General features: G+C 42.5%; 25 protein-coding genes. 16 read left to right on the forward strand and 9 right to left on the reverse strand.

The window, feature by feature from the left end:
- The 5 genes from BLS89_RS09735 to BLS89_RS09755 form a co-directional block, all read left to right on the forward strand.
- On the forward strand, nt 1-496 hold a 496-nt coding region (locus BLS89_RS09735; protein WP_092737939.1), incomplete at its 5' end, for a hypothetical protein.
- Nucleotides 496-864 (forward strand): conserved phage C-terminal domain-containing protein, encoded by a 369-nt coding sequence (locus BLS89_RS09740; RefSeq protein ID WP_092737941.1) that lies wholly within the window; start codon nt 496-498, stop codon nt 862-864. The genes BLS89_RS09735 and BLS89_RS09740, both read left to right, overlap by 1 nt.
- Nucleotides 833-1,429 carry a hypothetical protein gene (locus BLS89_RS09745; protein WP_143017765.1) on the forward strand — a complete coding sequence of 199 codons (597 nt, stop codon included), beginning with the start codon at nt 833-835 and terminating at the stop codon, nt 1,427-1,429. The genes BLS89_RS09740 and BLS89_RS09745 overlap by 32 nt, the downstream gene beginning before the upstream one ends.
- A complete protein-coding gene (locus BLS89_RS09750) occupies nt 1,410-1,694 on the forward strand; it encodes a hypothetical protein (protein WP_176763301.1) in 285 nt (94 codons plus the stop codon). Before BLS89_RS09745 ends, BLS89_RS09750 begins: the two co-directional genes overlap by 20 nt.
- Nucleotides 1,695-1,788: 94 nt before the next feature.
- On the forward strand, nt 1,789-1,974 hold the full coding sequence (locus BLS89_RS09755) for a hypothetical protein (protein WP_092737945.1): 186 nt from the start codon (nt 1,789-1,791) through the stop codon (nt 1,972-1,974).
- A gap of 122 nt (nt 1,975-2,096) precedes the next feature.
- On the opposite strand, the gene BLS89_RS09760 is transcribed toward BLS89_RS09755, so the two are convergent.
- The 8 genes from BLS89_RS09760 to BLS89_RS09795 form a co-directional block, all read right to left on the reverse strand.
- Complete coding sequence (locus BLS89_RS09760; protein ID WP_176763302.1) at nt 2,097-3,302, reverse strand: phage head morphogenesis protein; 1,206 nt, start codon at nt 3,300-3,302, stop codon at nt 2,097-2,099.
- 77 nt (nt 3,303-3,379) lie between these two features.
- Nucleotides 3,380-4,585: a phage portal protein family protein gene (locus BLS89_RS09765; protein WP_092737949.1), complete on the reverse strand. Its 1,206-nt coding sequence runs from the start codon at nt 4,583-4,585 to the stop codon at nt 3,380-3,382.
- Nucleotides 4,582-5,076, reverse strand: a complete 495-nt coding sequence (locus BLS89_RS09770) for a phage morphogenesis protein (RefSeq protein ID WP_092737950.1) — start codon at nt 5,074-5,076, stop codon at nt 4,582-4,584. Before BLS89_RS09770 ends, BLS89_RS09765 begins: the two co-directional genes overlap by 4 nt.
- Before the next feature lie 30 nt (nt 5,077-5,106).
- A complete protein-coding gene (locus BLS89_RS09775) occupies nt 5,107-5,523 on the reverse strand; it encodes a phage protein Gp36 family protein (RefSeq protein WP_092737952.1) in 417 nt (138 codons plus the stop codon).
- Nucleotides 5,523-5,990, reverse strand: a complete 468-nt coding sequence (locus BLS89_RS09780; RefSeq protein WP_092737954.1) for a hypothetical protein — start codon at nt 5,988-5,990, stop codon at nt 5,523-5,525. Before BLS89_RS09780 ends, BLS89_RS09775 begins: the two co-directional genes overlap by 1 nt.
- A gap of 11 nt (nt 5,991-6,001) precedes the next feature.
- On the reverse strand, nt 6,002-7,594 hold the full coding sequence (locus tag BLS89_RS09785) for a hypothetical protein (protein ID WP_092737956.1): 1,593 nt from the start codon (nt 7,592-7,594) through the stop codon (nt 6,002-6,004).
- Nucleotides 7,587-8,054 (reverse strand): terminase gpP N-terminus-related DNA-binding protein, encoded by a 468-nt coding sequence (locus BLS89_RS09790; RefSeq protein WP_092737958.1) that lies wholly within the window; start codon nt 8,052-8,054, stop codon nt 7,587-7,589. Before BLS89_RS09790 ends, BLS89_RS09785 begins: the two co-directional genes overlap by 8 nt.
- Before the next feature lie 32 nt (nt 8,055-8,086).
- Complete coding sequence (locus BLS89_RS09795; RefSeq protein WP_092737960.1) at nt 8,087-8,377, reverse strand: oxidase; 291 nt, start codon at nt 8,375-8,377, stop codon at nt 8,087-8,089.
- Nucleotides 8,378-8,390: 13 nt separating this feature from the next.
- Here BLS89_RS09795 and BLS89_RS09800 point away from each other — a divergent pair, with 13 nt between their 5' ends.
- From BLS89_RS09800 to BLS89_RS09825, 6 genes are read left to right on the forward strand one after another with little or no spacing between them, the layout of a single operon-like run.
- The gene (locus tag BLS89_RS09800) at nt 8,391-9,554 is read left to right on the forward strand and encodes a hypothetical protein (protein ID WP_143017766.1); all 1,164 of its coding nucleotides are present in this window, start codon (nt 8,391-8,393) and stop codon (nt 9,552-9,554) included.
- Between the two features lie 21 nt (nt 9,555-9,575).
- Complete coding sequence (locus tag BLS89_RS09805) at nt 9,576-10,415, forward strand: hypothetical protein (RefSeq protein ID WP_092737964.1); 840 nt, start codon at nt 9,576-9,578, stop codon at nt 10,413-10,415.
- A gap of 16 nt (nt 10,416-10,431) precedes the next feature.
- On the forward strand, nt 10,432-10,695 hold the full coding sequence (locus BLS89_RS09810; RefSeq protein WP_092737966.1) for a hypothetical protein: 264 nt from the start codon (nt 10,432-10,434) through the stop codon (nt 10,693-10,695).
- A 3-nt stretch (nt 10,696-10,698) separates the two neighbouring features.
- Nucleotides 10,699-11,868: a DUF2586 family protein gene (locus BLS89_RS09815; protein WP_092737968.1), complete on the forward strand. Its 1,170-nt coding sequence runs from the start codon at nt 10,699-10,701 to the stop codon at nt 11,866-11,868.
- Nucleotides 11,869-11,870: 2 nt separating this feature from the next.
- Complete coding sequence (locus BLS89_RS09820) at nt 11,871-12,290, forward strand: hypothetical protein (RefSeq protein WP_092737970.1); 420 nt, start codon at nt 11,871-11,873, stop codon at nt 12,288-12,290.
- 1 nt (nt 12,291) lies between these two features.
- Nucleotides 12,292-12,594: a hypothetical protein gene (locus BLS89_RS09825; RefSeq protein ID WP_092737972.1), complete on the forward strand. Its 303-nt coding sequence runs from the start codon at nt 12,292-12,294 to the stop codon at nt 12,592-12,594.
- 132 nt (nt 12,595-12,726) lie between these two features.
- On the opposite strand, the gene BLS89_RS09830 is transcribed toward BLS89_RS09825, so the two are convergent.
- On the reverse strand, nt 12,727-12,975 hold the full coding sequence (locus BLS89_RS09830) for a hypothetical protein (protein ID WP_092737974.1): 249 nt from the start codon (nt 12,973-12,975) through the stop codon (nt 12,727-12,729).
- A 100-nt stretch (nt 12,976-13,075) separates the two neighbouring features.
- On the opposite strand from BLS89_RS09830, the gene BLS89_RS09835 reads away from it, so the two are divergent.
- From BLS89_RS09835 to BLS89_RS09855, 5 genes are read left to right on the forward strand one after another with little or no spacing between them, the layout of a single operon-like run.
- Nucleotides 13,076-15,001 (forward strand): tape measure protein, encoded by a 1,926-nt coding sequence (locus BLS89_RS09835; protein WP_092737976.1) that lies wholly within the window; start codon nt 13,076-13,078, stop codon nt 14,999-15,001.
- Nucleotides 15,001-15,597, forward strand: coding sequence for a DUF6046 domain-containing protein (locus tag BLS89_RS09840; RefSeq protein WP_092737978.1), 597 nt, complete (start codon nt 15,001-15,003; stop codon nt 15,595-15,597). The genes BLS89_RS09835 and BLS89_RS09840 overlap by 1 nt, the downstream gene beginning before the upstream one ends.
- Complete coding sequence (locus tag BLS89_RS09845) at nt 15,597-16,562, forward strand: late control protein (protein ID WP_092737980.1); 966 nt, start codon at nt 15,597-15,599, stop codon at nt 16,560-16,562. The genes BLS89_RS09840 and BLS89_RS09845 overlap by 1 nt, the downstream gene beginning before the upstream one ends.
- On the forward strand, nt 16,559-17,050 hold the full coding sequence (locus tag BLS89_RS09850; RefSeq protein WP_092737982.1) for a hypothetical protein: 492 nt from the start codon (nt 16,559-16,561) through the stop codon (nt 17,048-17,050). Before BLS89_RS09845 ends, BLS89_RS09850 begins: the two co-directional genes overlap by 4 nt.
- A 21-nt stretch (nt 17,051-17,071) precedes the next feature.
- On the forward strand, nt 17,072-17,311 hold the full coding sequence (locus BLS89_RS09855) for a hypothetical protein (protein ID WP_092737984.1): 240 nt from the start codon (nt 17,072-17,074) through the stop codon (nt 17,309-17,311).
- Nucleotides 17,312-17,410 lie beyond the last annotated feature (99 nt).

A 17,410-nucleotide genomic window follows, 5' to 3' on the forward strand; every position in this document is an offset into this window, starting at 1 on the left:
ACAACTGGATGAACTTATTAAATATAAAATAATGGCAACACTAAAAGAACTCAAAGAGCTATTGGCGGAGCAAAGTGCCGTAGATATAGCGATAGAGGTGTCCGGATTTACGGGCTTCCGGACGACCTTGTTAGAGGAGCTGACTCAAGAGGAAATAGATAAGCTCTATAACATACACGCTCCAAAGCCAGCGCCTACAATGGACGAAGAATTTAACGCGCTTAAATATGAGCTTGTCCTCAAAGAATGGCGCTCTAAAATCCTCGCTCTTGCAGAACGAGAGGGCATAAAAGAGCCTAAGAGCTGGCATAAATTCAATGACTGGATGATACTTTATAGCATCTATAAAAAGCCACTAACAGCACACAATATAGAGGAATTGAAAGAACTTTATAAACAGCTTAGAGGTGTAGAAAGGAATAATCAGAAATCCGCCGAAAAACCGCTAAATAAAGCGTGGTGGAGGAAAGCTGGAGAAATTAAAAATTTAAACTGATGAAAGCAGAATTTACAACACCGGAAATAGAGATACTGAAGCAATTTAACGCCATTACAGGGCGGAGGTTTAGAGAGACAAAAAGCAACCTCAAAGGCATCTCTGCACGCCTCAAAGACGGCTACACGGAGCAGGAAATCATCGAGGTAATCCAAGTGAAAACATTAGAATGGAAAAACAACTCCACCATGAGCGTGCACCTCAATCCGGTAACGATATTCCGCCCGAGCAATTTTGATAAATACATTAACCAAGTTCTAACGATTAAAGAAAACCCACAGCAATATGCCAAACATTTCCAACAAATTAACAGAATTGCAACAAGCGCAGCAGGCAATGATGCTACAATTAGCGACTTGTACGGATAGCAAAACTTTCAACAATATCCTTGCTAAAGCCGAACAAACGCTTACTATTCGGCAAAGTATTGAGAATGCACCACTTATAGCCAAACAGGGCGAAAAGAAAGATGTAATTAAGGAAATTATCCGAGTAATAGAGTTTTTCCTAACAGTTACAGGAAAAGAAATGGAAACCTTTCAAATTATTATAATGTCAGGCGACCTCTATGAGAAGTTTAAGAACGACACTTTAGAAGATATTATTTTGATGTTCAAAATGGCAAGGATGGGCGATTTCGGTAAGGTCTATAAGTTTGATACATTTATAGTAATGGACTGGGCAAATTCTTATTTAGAGCGAAAAAGCGAGGAACGGGAAAAACTACTCCGAAGTGCAAGACCCCAACCCAAAGAAGAATCTAAGGGCAAATATTTTCACGAACTTTCACCCGAGTTACAAAAGAAATTTGAAAGGTTTAGAAACCCGAATGTACAAAAGTTTTTAACCCCTAAAATAACCGACTACCTCACCGAACAAAAACACCGCGACCAAATTTCAAAAGCATTAGAAAATGATACTCCTAACCCCTAAAACCCCAGACCTTATAAAAATGGAAATTAAAACGCACATACCGCAAGTGGACATTATCCACTTCCTACAATGCAGAGGCTACGAAGTGAAAGGCTACTGCCTTGTTTTACCGCCGGAAGAGGGCTTTCTGATAGACGAACCAAGAACGGAGATATACACCTTTACGGCAACCAAAGAGGGCGAAGGACAAAGCCCCAATAACGAATTTTTAAAAGTCTTTGAAAGAGAAATTAAAGAAGTTTTAAAGGAATTTATGGAAGTTTAATTCTTTTCACTAAACCGCTTTGATATTCAAGGCGGTTTTTTTTGCATCTAAACACCACTTTGCGTGGTGTTTTTTAGTTTGTTATCTTTGCGTTATGAGTAGAAAAGAACGCATACGGCTTAGAAATCAGAAAGTTCGGCAGGTGTTTTACGAGCTTGAAAATAAGCACCCCCAGTGGAAGATTTCGGCATTATTGGAAGAAACAGCACGGCGTGTGCCGCCTATTTCCGCTAATACGGTAGCTGCTATTGTAAAACAATACGGCATTTATGCGGATTGATGAAAAAAAAATGTATATTTGCAGAACAATACAAGAAATACTTTTATTTAGTATAAAGATGCAGACGCGGTGAAATACCCAAGTCAGCCCTAAGCAAAAGCCTCTAAAATTAGAGGCTTTTGTCATTTTAATTTTTCTAATACTGAATAATCTCTTTTTACAATATTCTCTCTGGGAAGATATACAGCTTTTCCTTGATAATGGAAAAACATACCTCTGATTTTTGTACCTCTGGTTTTAGTTACTTTTCTTGATAAATTATTTGTTATTTCTGACCATTCAATGTTTTCGATAGCGTCTAAGTCCCATACAATATAGTAAGGCATTTTATGTGGATTGACAAATTTGTTTAGCATTTGTTTTTTTGCGTGGTCTATTTGAGTTATTATGCCATTGCTGCTTTTTATAGATTTCCTATCGCCTAATAACAAATCTCCTATCAAGTATTCCGGATTTGTAACATGTTTAACCTCTACATGTTCCCTAATATGAAAATTAAATCCTGTTTGTTTGGCACAAACTTCAGCTATGTATTTATTTCGATTAAAATCATTAGTGTCATAATTTGGTGCAAAGGTTACTTTCCCGTCTTTCTTTTGAGTACTTTCAAGCCAGCGTATTGCATTGTCCGCTATTTCTTTCTTCTCTTTGCCATTTAGTCCTTTCTCGTACACCGAGCCATTGAATATTTTTCCGCTTTGTGCGGGGTTGTTTTCGAATTCCAATTTCAGCTGCACGCCTCCGGGTACTTCTGTTGGTTCTTCGTCGGTTTGTATCACATTACATCTGCATCCCCAGTCCAGAGGAGGCAGGTGTGTTTTCCAAAACGGATCGTTGTAAGGTCGTACTACGCCGTCTAAAACCTTATGTTCCGGGCGCACACGACCATCCGCTACCGTTACAAATTTTACATTGGAGTATAGATCGGTGTCTCTCTCGAAGTCTTTCCATTTTCCTGCCATGTTGGCGTTGGCTACCGTCTGATGATACTCTGTTTCGAGCCAGCGTACATTATAGTCTCCACTGACTTTCAGAGCCTCGGTTTTGAAATCGTTCCAGCTTCTGAGCCTACCATCTTCTGTGGTTAAAAGTTCGTGCAGGGAATTTCTGAAGCTAGTTTCTTTAAAGGCTGAAAACTCGGCGATATTGGTTTTGAAAGCCTTTACCAGCTCTTTGTCGTACACCTCAAAATCTTTGGCATTATACCCCTTATCTATACCGGTAGAAAGCTTGTCAAAATATTTGTTCCAAAGTTTTTGGCGTATTTCCTCCGGCACTTCGTGTTCATCGAACAAAGCACGGCAGTACTTCTCCACGAGGCTGCTCAAACTAAAATCTGCTACCAGTTCCGTATGCCGGTGATGTTCCGGACAACACTTAGTGCGGTAGTGTAGCTTGAGCAGCCCTAAGGCTTTCCCTGCTTTTGCGGTGTACCCGGCGTAGGTGTATGCTCTATCTCCGAGCCGTAGGTATCTTCTAAATAAGACTGTTTCAAGATATACCCATTCCGAAGCAGCATATCGTCTATGAGCATTTGTTTTTCGGGGTCTTTGGTCTGCGATACTGCGATTTTGTAATTTTCGGGTATGGCGTAGCCAAAGAACCGCATAGCGGGCAAAAGTTTATCGTTAAGGATTGCCAGTATCTTTTTTTCGTCTGAATATACCAGTTCTTTCAAAGTATTTTCGTGGACTTCGCCCTGGGATTTGCTACTGCCGTTTTGCGTCGTCATCGTTTGGTGCAGTACCAAGATGGAAAGCTCATCATTAAGAGCTTGTAGTTTTTGGAAAAAGACCTGAAAGGCATCGGACTTTGAATTTTCTTTGATTTCTACCTCTGTACCCAATGGAAACACGCCATAGGTAGAGGAACCCATTTCTTCAAGCCACGAGGCGACTTCTTTCTTTACATCATCGCTTTGGCTGGCGATTTTGGCAATACGGATAGGAATACCGAAAAGCTCCTCGAACTCGTCCCAAGAAGCCCACGAGTGGCGTTTGAGAATGGTATAAGGCGCCGCCTTTTCCAATAAGCCCAAAGCGTTGTACATCTGCACCTCTATGAGGTAGTTCGGAAAATCCGAATAACTAAATCCCGAAGTGCCGTCAGTACCGGTAACAATGGTTTTGGTTTCCGGAATAACATTGCCACGCGGTACCAACTGCACAGATTTGATTTCGCCGTTTTGCACATTGTTCAGAAAGATAACGCCTGTGCCGTAATAAGCGGTTTCGTGGGCGTAGCGGATAAAATCTTCAAACCAAGATTTCTTGGTTATAAAAGCTGTTTCCTTATCTTGTTTGATACCATTTTCGTCGACAATGATGTAGTCCTTGTTGGTGCTTCGATAGGTTCGGTTTTCGGTAATACCCGTGAGCAATCCGTCGAGCATAATATCATCATACACTTCCTGTAAAAGCCAGTTGCTTGGGTTTTCCAAAGCATAACGCGTCAGTCTTGCGGACTGCCATTGGTCGAGTTCCTTACGCCAAATATTACGGTGCCGCTTGAGAATATCCAGCATAAATTGACTTACCTTGGCGGCATCTTTTTTAGTGTTGCCGCTGAGAGTTATTTTTCGTTTCAAAAGGTTTCCTGTTATCGTTGTCATTGTTGGAATAGTTTTTTTATCGTTTCGTCTATCTTGTTCGTTATACGCTCGGTTAGGTGTTTGGATTCGCCCATAAATTGTCTTTTAGGAAGATGCTCGGTGCCTTCGTTGTGATAGCGTGCATATTCCTTATAAGTGGAGAATATCACCGCTTGATTTTCACGACGGACGCGGAATGAGTTTTTAAGTTTGTCGCCTCCGGTATTATGCCCTACCAAAATGGCACGGTTAAGATTTTCTCTTCCGAATTTGGTAAGCTCTCCTTGTTTCCCCCTGCGGTTGGTTCTGTATCGTGTGAGGTCTCTGCCTTTGCGGTCGGTGGTTTTTCGGGTTTTCCATTTTTCCAGACCGTTATCCGCAAAGCCTTGTTCTCTGAAATTTTTTGCAATAAAATTCTTCCCCTCCACTTCTATTACAGAGAGGCATTTGTCGGGCAGTACTTCCGCTATATGTTTGAGCTTTGCTTCTAAATCTTTTAAGTTGTTTGCCATAGTGTGTTTGGTTTGGGTAAAATCTCCGCACTACCAACCGTTTTGGTAGGATTTTCGTCTGCCGAGTTTTAGAAATGGATTGTCATCCGGAATACCGTCTTCGTCTTCGTCTTTTTTGGGTAGGTCTGCCTTGCGGTTACCGCTTGAGATGTCCTCCAGCCATTTCATTGCTTCGTTGTAATCGGCAGGGTCAAGCACTCCCGGTTTTCGTCTTTTCATCAAGTGGTAAAATACCAATGCTTTGAGGTAGTATAGCACGGTTTTGCTTCGTGCCTCTCCCTCGGCACTGAATACCTTATCCGCATCGTAATAAGCACCGATATTGGTTTTTATGATGTCTATTTGCTCGGCGATAATGCCGTTGAGGGCTTCGTCTTCGGTAGCCACTAAAATATCGATAAAAGACTTAGGGGCATTAGTGGTTAAATCTTCTTTGGTTAAAAACATTATAATGTGATTTTTTGGTTGTTATACAATGGTTTCAGTTTTCGGTAGAGATTACAAGAAAATGTAAGGCGGTATTGAAACATGCCGTCCATCGTGTTGCTAATCACTTCGTCGCTTTCGAGGGTAAGCGTCCGAAATTGCTCGCCTCTTAGGAATTGCACCGCCTCGGCAATTCGGTCGATGAGATCTATTTCCATTAAGCCCTCCTCGCCGTCTTCCGTGTGCTGGTGTTGGTTTCGCCAGCCGTCGCGACAATAGAGGTCGATAAGGACCGTCGCCGTACCCTCTTGGTTTTGCTCCGTCATACTCTGCCACTGAATAGCATTTACGCTAATCAATGCGGATACAAAAAGATACGCAAAGCGGTCGCTGCTCATTTGGTTGCGTTGTAGATCCACCAGCTCTAATTCCGAAATGGGCATTAAGGCTTTTTTTACTTTAATAAATAGTTCTTTTCTGGGTGTCATTTTTGTTGTTTTTATAATCTACCTGCGGAAGCTCTCCGCCTTTTACCTATTAATGGTTTTCCGCTGCCTTTTTCCGGTGCCGTAAAGCCGTAGTATCTTTGGCAGTAAAAAACTGCCCTTTCCAAAGTATCCGGCGCATCATCGTTGGCGGTAGTGCCTTTCTCAAAGGATAGTACTTGGTTCATAAAAGCCTCGTAATCTTTCCCCGAAAGCGTTTCGTCCCAAAAAAGGATTTTTCGGTTAAAAACATTGAGTAAAGTGGCCTCTATGCGGTTGTGCTTATCGCCCTGCTGGTGCATAGGAATAGGAATATCCGTGCAATTGTTGTCCTCTGCGGTTTGCAGGATAACGGGTTCATAGACCACTTGCTGTGCCGCCGTAGCATCGTAAAAGGATAGCGGTGTGTAGCCTTTGGCTTTGTATTTCATTATCCAAGCAAAATGAGCGTCCATTGCCGCGTTGGTGCTGCACCTTTGGCAAAAGATTTCTAATACCGTGAGGCGCACGCCCTGTACGCCTATGAGTACCCCTGCCTTGTAGTCGCCGTTGGAAGTGTAGGATAAATCCCAATGTACAATAAAGCCGTCCCAAGCCTCGCTGTAGTGGACTTTCCGCTTAATGATTTGAGCGGTTTTGAAAAGCTTACCCTCCTCTATGGGGTTGTTGAAATCTTCCCTCTGGCTGGTGTAATAGTCGTCATCCATAATAATGTTGATGACCTCCTGCTTGGTATAGCGTTCTTTCCACGAAGGCTCCCAGTCTTTTACCTCCTGGCAGTTGTCGCGGGTGATGTTTTTCGTTGCCAAATCCACACGGGAAATATCCAAGTGTTTGCTATCCTTGAATTTATCCTTAATAAAATCAATTAATCCGCCTTTTACGATGTAGTTGTTGGGAACAATGAAGCGTCCGCGTTGCTTATGAAATGCTTTTTTGAGGTCGCCTGTAATCTTTTCCCCGTATTTCCGCACCATTTCGGGGCGTTTAGCTCTGTCTCTATCCTCGCAATCATCTATGCTGGCAAAGTCCGGACGAAAAGCCCCGAATCGTAAGCCTCTAAAAGGTTGGTTGAGTCCCAATGCCTTAAAAAACTTGCCGTCTTTGGTTTGAAACTCGCCGTCTGCCCAATCGCCGTAAGACACCTGCACGCCGAAATCTTTTATCAGCCTTTCGTTACTTTCCAACTGTACCTGCAAATCCGATAGTAAAAGCTTGGCTAAGCCCTCGTTTGCACCGATTAAAAGGGCGAAAAAAAGCTCGTTGTTTTCTTTAAGGTGCAAGATGTTACCGACATTGGTATGAATGGATTTTGCCGCACCTCTGTACCACATACGCAGCTGCCTGATAAACCTATCCTTAAACACCTTACTATAGCTTTCTTGGTGGAACGGTGCACAGGGGGCGTCTGCCAAAGGCAAACCGCTTTCTGCCCCGAAATAATAATCGAAAAAAGCATTATAGTTTTCGGGTTTCAGCAGGCGTTTAATCCGCGTCTGTTGTTCGTCGTCGGTTTCTTTGGTCAGCGTTCGAGAGGTTAGCTCCTTAATCATTTTGGAATTAAGGAAATACCGCTCTTTAGCCTCTTTGAGTTCTGTTTTAGTCATCGCTTAATAGTTGAGTGATGTATTCGTCGAAGTAAGGTCTTACGGCTTTGATTTGGTTCAGCAGTTCATCGCGTTTTTTACCAGTTGCCTTTCCTGCTTTTTCCAGCATAAAAGCACAGAAGTTGTCGATGCTTTCCATGGTATATACGGCTATCTTTTTGCTGTCGGTTATCCTATCAAAAGCCGCCACTATCTTGGCAATATCGTCTGCTTTGTAAGGCATAGGCTCGCCTTTTTCAATGGCTAAGGCACATTTAAGCGTAAGCCGCCGTATAGAGGTAGGTTTAAGCGTTTGCAGTTCTTTTTCTTCGTCCCAGTCTTCCTCCTCCCTCCATTTGCTGAGGGTTTTGACGCCTATTCCGATAATCTCGGATATATTGGTAATACTAAAGCCTTTGGAATATAGCTCTCGTCCTTGGCTTTTTTTATAATCTGCTTCTGCTGCTTTTAGTCGTGCCATTTAATTCGGTTTTAAATAAGGTTTAAAAGTCATTAAAGACGCTCGTTGTATTGTGCGTCAATGCTTAATTTACCGGTTTCGGTAAAGGCTATGTCTTTGACTTTCATTCCGTCGTATTCCAGGTTTTTTTTGGCTTCGATGAGAAAGTCAATCGCTTGTTCGGTGTTCAGTATATTTTCAATGCCCACGCCCAGCTCGGGATGTTCTTTATATTCCCCTTTCTGGGCTTGGACGATGTATTTGGCGTGTTGGTTGTCGGCAGTACCGGTGTGCCAGTCGCCGTTTTTTATGTCCAAATCATCGCTGTGAATGAAGTCTATCATCTGTTGTTAAATTATGCCGCAAAGTTCACCGATGTGGCTGTCCCTGCGAAATCTCCGTTTAAGGATTGAGGAAAAAACCTTAAACATTGAGGAAATTTCCTTAATGGTTAACTGCCGATTTTTCAGAGCCGCGCACAGCCCCCAACTTTGCGGCAAGAAAAAACGAGAAATGAGCCAAAAGACTTACACATTCATCGCAAGCACAGATGCTGTAAATTCATACGGATATAGGATTTTGACCGAGGGCATAGATACCACTCAATTTGAAAAGAATCCGGTTATTCTCTATATGCACAATCGCTTTGGCAACCCTGTGCCTACGGGCGAGGAGGTTATAGGTCGCGCAGTAGCCTTGAAAAAAGAAGCGGGCAAACTATTAGTGGATATAGAATTTGACAGTGGAAGCTCTTTTGCCAAGAGTATAGAGGGCAAAGTAGAGCGTGGCTTTATCAAGATGGCGAGCATAGGGGCAGATATTTTAGCCACAAGCTCCGAGCCCGAAATGATAATGCCCGGACAGACGATGGAAACCGTAACGGCGGCAAAGCTCACGGAAATATCTATCGTGGATATTGGCGGAAATGATGATGCTATACGCCTTTGCCGAGATGGTATTCCTGCAAAATTGAAACTTTTATCAAATAATAATAAATCTATGAATCAAACTATTTTATTAAGTGTTGCATTGGCTTTGGGATTAGCCGCCGACACAAAAGAGGACGGCATACTGAATGCCATTAGAGATTTGAAATTATCGAAAGACCAGGCGGAGAAGTCTGCGAAAGAATGGAAAGCGAAATATATGACCGTCCAAAATGCAAAAGCGGAAAGCATCGTAAATGAAGCCGTAACCTTGGGGATTATCCCGGAGAATTTGAAATCGGTACAGTTGGGGTTGCTTCAATCCAATTATGAGGAAACAGCACCGAAGTTTGAAGAGGCTATCAAATTAGCTAAAGAAACGAAAATAAAGCAAGATGTCGGAAAGGCGCTTAATGAAGCCATCAACCTTGCAAAAAACAGTGGAAAACCGAGCGGAGACAGCAAAGAGACTTTTGACTATATGCAAAGGTACGATGTAGCGAAGCTCCGTAAAATCAAAGAAACAGAACCCGAAAAATACGCGCAATTGGCAAAAGATTACGCTGCCGGCGTGAGGTATCAATCTAACAAATAAACACTAAAAAAAACACTAAACATGGCATTACAAAAAGAAATTTGGGTACAAGGCATTAAAGAAAATCCGGTACCGTCTAATTCATTCTTAGCGGCATCGGTAGATATGTCGCAATATGTTAGCAATAATAAACTGCACCTTGCAGAAGCCGGTATCAGTCCGGATGTTCACGAGGATTATTTCGCGACCTCCGACGACCCGCTACCCATCAAGGATATTAAGGATATTCCTAACGAGGTAGTACTCAAAACATACAGCACCGACCAAACAAGGCACAAAGAACTGCAAGAGGTAGAGCTGCAATATAACAGAAGAAATAGCATTATCAACCGCCATCGTAAAGCTTTGGCTGTAGATCTTGGTAAACGCGCCGCTTGGGCTTGGGCACCTCAACAAGATAACGAGCTTAACAAGATTTTCAACTTAGGGGCAACCGACAGCGTGATAGATGCTATCATTGACGCGAAAGCCTTTTTTGAGGGTGTGGATATATTGGACGGCGTGAATATCTGCCTCAACGCGGAACATTTGGCACGAATGAGAAAAGAAGACAAACGCCTATATAAAGAGGTTTTGAACGAAAAACAGCTTTACGGTATTAAGGTATTTCAATACAGCCAAAACCCTGTATATACGTCTGCCGGCGTAAAAAAGCCTTTCGGTGCGACCAAAGAAGCAACGGATAAAAGAGCGTCATTCATTTGGGTATCCGATGAAGTGTTCAGATGCTATGGCGATGTGGAAATGTATGCTAATTTAAGAGATTCCGGAACGCAGGCCGATACGATTTCTTTTGCACAAAGAGCGTTAGTGGGTGTTATCAGAGCGAACAATCCGAAATATGCGTGTGCTATCCTTTAACCTAAAAAATAAATAAATGGAAAAGAGATATATAGATACGATGAACGAGAGGGCGGAGCAGTACATAAGCTCGCACCGCAATGTGAAAAAGCTCTACGGCACAGAAGACGGATTTTTGTTTGAAAAGAAAGCCGATGCCGAAGCACACGCTAAAACACTAAGCTCAAAAGAGCTGGCGGAATACACCGAAAAAAAAGCGGAAAACAAAGGAAATAATGCAGCTCCTGAAACACCACAGACGCTTTCTGAAAAACCAAAAGGAGCTGTCAAAAAACAATAGACTATGGGACTACCAAGAATTACATTTAACATTGCTAAAAATGGTTTAGGGCTACTCACGGCGGATATTCAAAAAACGCCCGGTATGGTGCTTACCGGTAAAACCGTAAGCGGAAAAATCACGCTGGGCGAAAGCCGCCAGTTCTTCTCTTTGGAGGACGCCAAAGATGCCGGTATTACTGCAGACGGTAACGCGTTTGCCTACAAGCATATTAAAGCCTTTTACGACTATGCAGGCAAAGGGGCAGAGCTTTGGGTGATGCTCGTTTCCGATGCGACCACAATGGTGCAAATGGCAGACAAAGAGCAAAACTTTGCTAAAAAATTATTGAACGATGCCGGCGGCAAAATACGCGTACTGGGTATTGCCAAAGAAAGTAAAGGCACCGAAACCATTGCCAACGGATTGGACGAGGATGTGGATGCCTCAGCGGTAAAACTGCAAGCCTTAGCCCAAGAATTTGAAAAGAAATATTTCCCATTCAGAGGGCTTATTTCCGGGAACAATTTCAGCGGTACGGTAAGCGAGTTAAAAGACTACCGAACCACCGAACTCAACAAAGTTTCTATTCTAATCGCCAATACCGACGGCGCAAAAGACGCCTGCATTGGTTTGGCATTGGGAAGACTGGCAAGCATACCCGTGCAACGAAATATCGGACGCGTGAAAGACGGTGCGGTAGAGCAGGTAAACGCCTATTTTACCAACGGAGCAAAAGTAGAAAGCCTTGCAGATGCCTGGGATAATATAGCGGACAAAAACTATATCTTCTTGAGAAGCTTTGCCGGAAAAGCGGGATTTTTCTTTACCGACGATCCTACGCTTACCGTGCCAACCGACGACTTTAAGAGCTTGGCAAACGGCTTCGTAATGGACAAAGCCGTGATTATCGCCTACAATACCCTTGTAGAGAAATTGGGCGACGAAATTCCGGTATCGCAAGACGGTAGCATTCATCCTGCCATTATCAAAAGCTGGCAGAATGAAGTGGAAAGCAATATCAACGGTAATATGACGGCGAAAGGAGAGCTAAGCAGATGCCAGGTGTATATTGATGAGAGACAGGATGTGATACGTACGGGCGAGCTGGTGGTACAAATAAAGCTGCAGCCGGTGGGATACGCGAAATTCATCACTGTAAACATAGGTTTCACAACTAAAACAGACGCATAATTATGGCAACATTTGACAGTAAACAATATGGCTGGTGTAAACTTACCGTAGCCTTCGGCGGCAGAATCATCGACGGCATTACGGAAGTGGAATACACCGAGAAACAAGAAAAAGACTACCTCTTTGGGCGTGGTTGCTCACCACACGGCGTGCTAAGAGGGCACAGAACCTACGAGGGAAAACTATCCTTATGGCAAAGCGAACTGGAGGCAATGACCCGCGATGCTCCGGATAAGGATGTGATGAAGCTCAACTTTGACATCATCATTGCCTATGTTCCCGATGATGCAGAGGGGCAAGTGGTAACCGATATTCTGAAAGGCTGCGAGTTTAGCGAAGTGAAAAAATCGATGAAGCAAGGCGACAAAAATATGATTGTAGAACTACCCATTATGATAACTAAAATTTTAAGACAACAATAAAATGAAAGAAAAAGTAACACAAGCACAAATAGACGCGTGGAAAGCGAAATACCCGCAAGGGATTTTTAAACTCTCGTTTGAGGACGGCAAGGAGCTTTACCTCAGAAAGCCAGACAGAAAAACAATGAGCTATGCTATGACAAAACTACAAACCGACCCATTGGGATACTCTGAAACGATATTGAAAAATTGTACTATCGGTGGAGATACAGAGGTTATTAATGATGATAGCTATTTCTTTTCTGCAAGTACACAACTGGAGCAGATGATGGAGATGAAAGTGGCAGAGCTAAAAAAGCTTTAGACGCCTATGACGGTAAGGAAGAAAATAATCCGATAGCCTACAACAATACGCTTTTGGAGTATTATTTAGGAATTAATCCGGACAGCCTTACCGACGAAGAATGGGCGGAGAAAATAGCGATACTCAACAATATTAGAGAGCAGGAGGCAAAGGCGAGTGGGCTTTAGTTTTTCGAGATTTGATAATTCTGTAAATATTAAAGATAAGTGCAGAAACTAAAATTTGGATAAACAAAGCCCACCAAAAGCCCTCCCAACCCTCGAAGTAGAGTAATCCAAACTCAAGGAACAGGCAAGGAAGCTGTATAAGTGCTGCCCACCAATGCGTGGCAGCTACTTTGCCACCTTGCAACATAAAGCCTAAGCCCACGATAGTAATCATATAACTCGCTTTTAATAAAAAAAGAACGCAAACCACTAATAAGAAAAGCCCTAATAAGGCACCAAATACTAAGAAAAGTCCATATAAAAATGATAAAACCATGAGTTACTCTTTTTCGTTATTTCTTAAAGATTACGCGTCTTCTGCATTAATGAAGATTAGTAACAGTGTCAGCAATTTTGATTCCAATCTTCGGAGAAGCCAAACAAATTTACAAAATAAATTTGATAAGTCTACTAAGTCTATCAATGAGTTAAATGAGCGGCTTAATGTTTTGAATCGTCAAAGAACGGCGAGTACTTCTATTAATGATATTCGTCGTTTGAAAACAGAAATTAACAAAACCGAACACGAGCTAAAAAAGCTGGAGAATCTTCCGCCTAAAGGTTTAGGAGAACGGCTAAGAAGTATTGGCGGACAAATGGGTGGGCTTATTGGGCTTGCCGGAGGCTTCAGTATTGCTATGGCAGGTATTGGTGCAGTAAGATCTTTGTTTGAAAAAGGTGTGGAGTTAGAACAAACCAATACAAAATTTGAGGTGCTTTTAGGTTCTGCAGATAATGCTAAAAAGATGCTTTCCGATCTGAATAACTATGCTAATCTAACACCCTATTCTAACGATGCTATTATTAAAAATTCCGAGCTAATGCTTTCTTTCGGAATTGCACAGGATAAGATTATGCCTAATATGAAAATGCTGGGCGATATAGCGATGGGTAACGAAGAAAAACTCGGAGGGTTGTCTTTGGCTTATTCACAAGTCATGAGTACAGGAAAACTAATGGGGCAGGATTTGTTACAAATGATTAACCAAGGCTTCAATCCATTACAGGTAATCAGCAAGAATACCGGCATCTCTATGGGCGACCTCAAAAAGAAAATGGAAGAGGGGGCTATTTCAGCAGATATGGTTTCTGAAGCTTTTCGCCTGGCAACGAGCGAGGGAGGCTTATACTACGGTATGGCAGATAAAATGGCACAGACAGCAGGCGGAAAATGGAGTACCTTTTTAGGAACACTCAAAAATGTAGTTATGCGTATAGGTTTAAAGTTTGCCGAATGGATAAAACCTATTTTTGATATAGGAACTGCATTTGTTGAAAAAATTATTCCTTTCGGTAAATGGGTAATCGGCTTTTTACCCAGCCTTAGCACTTTTAAAATCATAATGCAGGGACTTGGAATAGTTGCACTTGCGGTGGGCGGCTATATGCTATTCACCAATGCGGCTACTATTGGATGGTCTATTACATTGGGTATTTTAGAGGGGGTAATTTGGCTGGTAGAGGCAGCACAATGGGCTTGGAATATAGCTATGAGCTTAAATCCGATAGGGCTTGTGATAGCAGGCATTATTGCCTTTGCCGGAGTAGTGGTTCTTCTTTGGAATAAGCTCGCGGGGTTTCGCGGTGCTATTCTTGGGGTATGGGAAGTCTTAAAAGGCTTTGGAGCAATGATAAAAAACTATATAATAAATCGACTTAAAGAGCTTCTTAGCGGTATTACCGGAATAGGACAGGCGTTGATAGCTTTTTTTAGTGGGGATTTCAAAAAAGCGTGGAGTATCGGAGAAAAAGCGGGTAAAAATCTTTTAGGGTTTGACTCAAAACAAAAATTAATAGAGGATGGAAAAAACGCTTTCAATAGCTTTAATAAAGGGTGGGCAGACGGACACGCTAAAGCTGTTAAAACCGATAATAAAAAAGGAACATCGGGTGCAAGCACTGGCGTAACACAACAGCCTAAGAGCAGTATATTCGCAAGCCTTACTAAGACTAATGGAGGTACAGGAAAAGGGGAAAAAGGAAAAGGTGGAAAACACAGAGGCGGTTTAGGAGACAAAAGTAAGGGTATCATCTCCGGCGGCTCGAAGCAAACCCATATCGTCGTGAATATCGGAAAGCTGCAAGACCAAACGATAATCAAGGTGGACAGCACGGAAAAAGGATTGAGCAGCCTCGGCGACAGGGTGCAAGAGATTTTATTAAGAGCGGTAAATAGTGTAAACCAAATGCAAACAGCGTAATGGAAATAGACATCAAAGAACTTACGGCAAAAGCGTTTTTCAGCTATGTAGGACCGGCATTTCCGCTATGGTGGGAACGCAACAAAACAAAATTTGTTTTGCCAAGCCTCAACCGCATTGGTGCGGCACTTTTGAACGGACAGCCTTATTTTCAAATGCTGAAAGTGCAGGACTTGAAAAGCGGGGAAATTTTTGATTTTCCGAACGAGCCGCTTATCACTTTAAGCCTTACCAAAACCATAGTAGAAACCGCTACGGTGGGTAAAGAAAGACGAGGAACCGTTAAGGAATACATCTGCACGGAAGACTATCAACTGACAATTAAAGGGCTTTGTATGAACGAAGACCCCGAGCGGAGGGAAGAATACCCTACAAAGCAAGTGCAAACCTTACAACGCCTCTTTGAAATCAACAACAGGCTGGAGGTACTTTCCAATCCGTTTTTAGCCCTTTTCGGCATTAAAAGCATTGTCCTGAAAGACATTCAATGGGAGGAAATGGCAGGCGAGCAAGGCTTGCAAAAATACAGCATCACGGCGGTAAGTGATAACGACTTTTACGCCGACCAAAACGAGAAAAAAAGAGTGTTAAGCTAATGTTTATTTTGAAAGGACATATCACGATAGGCGGCTACGATTTTAAAGCCATTTCAGAAGTGGAAATCACCCATTCGGTGGACGATCTTTCGGATACGGCAACTATTAAGATGCCGGCTAAATTCAAGGTAAGGCAGACCGGAGAAGAAAAATACACCGAAGAGGCAATAAAAGTAGGCGACAAAGTAAGCATTACGCTGGGCTATGAGGATGTGTATGAAAGTGTGGAATTTAACGGCTTCGTCGCAAGCATAGGCAGCAAAATACCTCTTGAAATCAAATGCGAAGATGCTATCTGGAAATTGAGGAGGAAAAACATTACCAAAGCCTTTGGAAAGGTAACGCTAAAAAGTGTTTTATCCGAATTAGTAAGCGGTACGGGGGTAGAGCTGGCAGATAATATTCCGAACTACACTTTTGACAAGCTTATCATCAAAGACGCCAACGGAGCAAAAGTATTAGAGGATTTGAAAAAGAACCATTGTCTGACGGCATTTATTAACGATGAGGGCAAGCTGTATGTAGGGCTGCAACTGGTAACGAATATAGGGCAAAGCGTGGTGTACGACTTGAATTACAACATCGTGGAGAATAACCTGGAGTACAAAACAGCGGAGCAAAAAAAGATTAAGGTAAAATATACCTATATCGCCAAAGACAACAAACGCACCACGGTGGAAGTGGGCGACGATGGCGGAGAGCAAAGAACTTTTACAACTTCGATAGTAAGCGATGAAAACAAGCTAAGAGAAATGGCAAAGGCGGAATTGAAAAAACTAAAATACGACGGTTTTGAGGGTTCGGTAAAATCTTTTCTTGTACCCTATGCTACACGCGGAATGACGGCAGTGATAAAAGACAAAGAGCATCTTAACCGAGAGGGAAAATATTTTATTAAAAAAGTAGTAACCAGCTTTGGCGACAGCGGTGCCAGGCGAACGATACATATAAGCAATAAACTATGAGCAAAGCATTACAAGACGCCCTTAGGGCATTAGGCAAAAGAGGAGTGGATACCTTTCCGGCACAAGTGGTAAGCGTGGATAAAAACGCAGGCACTTGCACCGTGAACGACGGCGTGCTGGATTATACCGATGTAAGGCTTAGTGCCGGCATCGAAGCCGGAGCTAAAAGGTATTTTATCTTTCCAAAGGTAGGCAGTTGGGTATTGGTGTCGCCTATACAAGAGGATTTGCACAATCTTTACGTGGAAGCCGTGTCGGAAGTAGAAAGCATAGAATTAAAAATAGAGGGCGTAGAGCTTGGCATTAACCCCGACGGCTTTTTGCTCAAAAAAGAAAACGAAACCCTCAAAACCCTGATGGTGGATTTATTAGAAGCGATAAAACGAATGAAGTTCACGACGAATATGGGACCAACGATAAAACTCATCAATGAGGCGGAATTTACCGCCATTGAAAACCGATTTAAAACCTTTTTAAAAGATAATTAAGCCGAAAAAAAACAAAGAATAATGCTAAATAAAGAACAACTGAAAAACGAGATAAAAGCCGCTTTCTTGGCGGAGCAAACAGAAGAAAGGGATTACAATGCATCGCTTGAGCGTATATGCACGCGTATAGCCAATGCCATAGATACCTTCGTAAAAAGCGGTGTAGTAACCGTGCAGGCGGGCATACCGGTAAGCACAGCGGGAAACGCTATATCCCAAACAGGAGCGACCACAAGCACGGGAACAGGAACAATAAGCTAAAACAATGAAAAAGATAGTACTACATAACCAGTCCTTATTAGACTTCTGTCTGCAACACACGGGGAGCATTGCCGGTGTGTTTGAACTGGCACAGGCTAA

The sequence above is a fragment of the Riemerella columbipharyngis genome, from assembly GCF_900101995.1.
GTDB classification, from domain to species: domain Bacteria; phylum Bacteroidota; class Bacteroidia; order Flavobacteriales; family Weeksellaceae; genus Riemerella; species Riemerella columbipharyngis.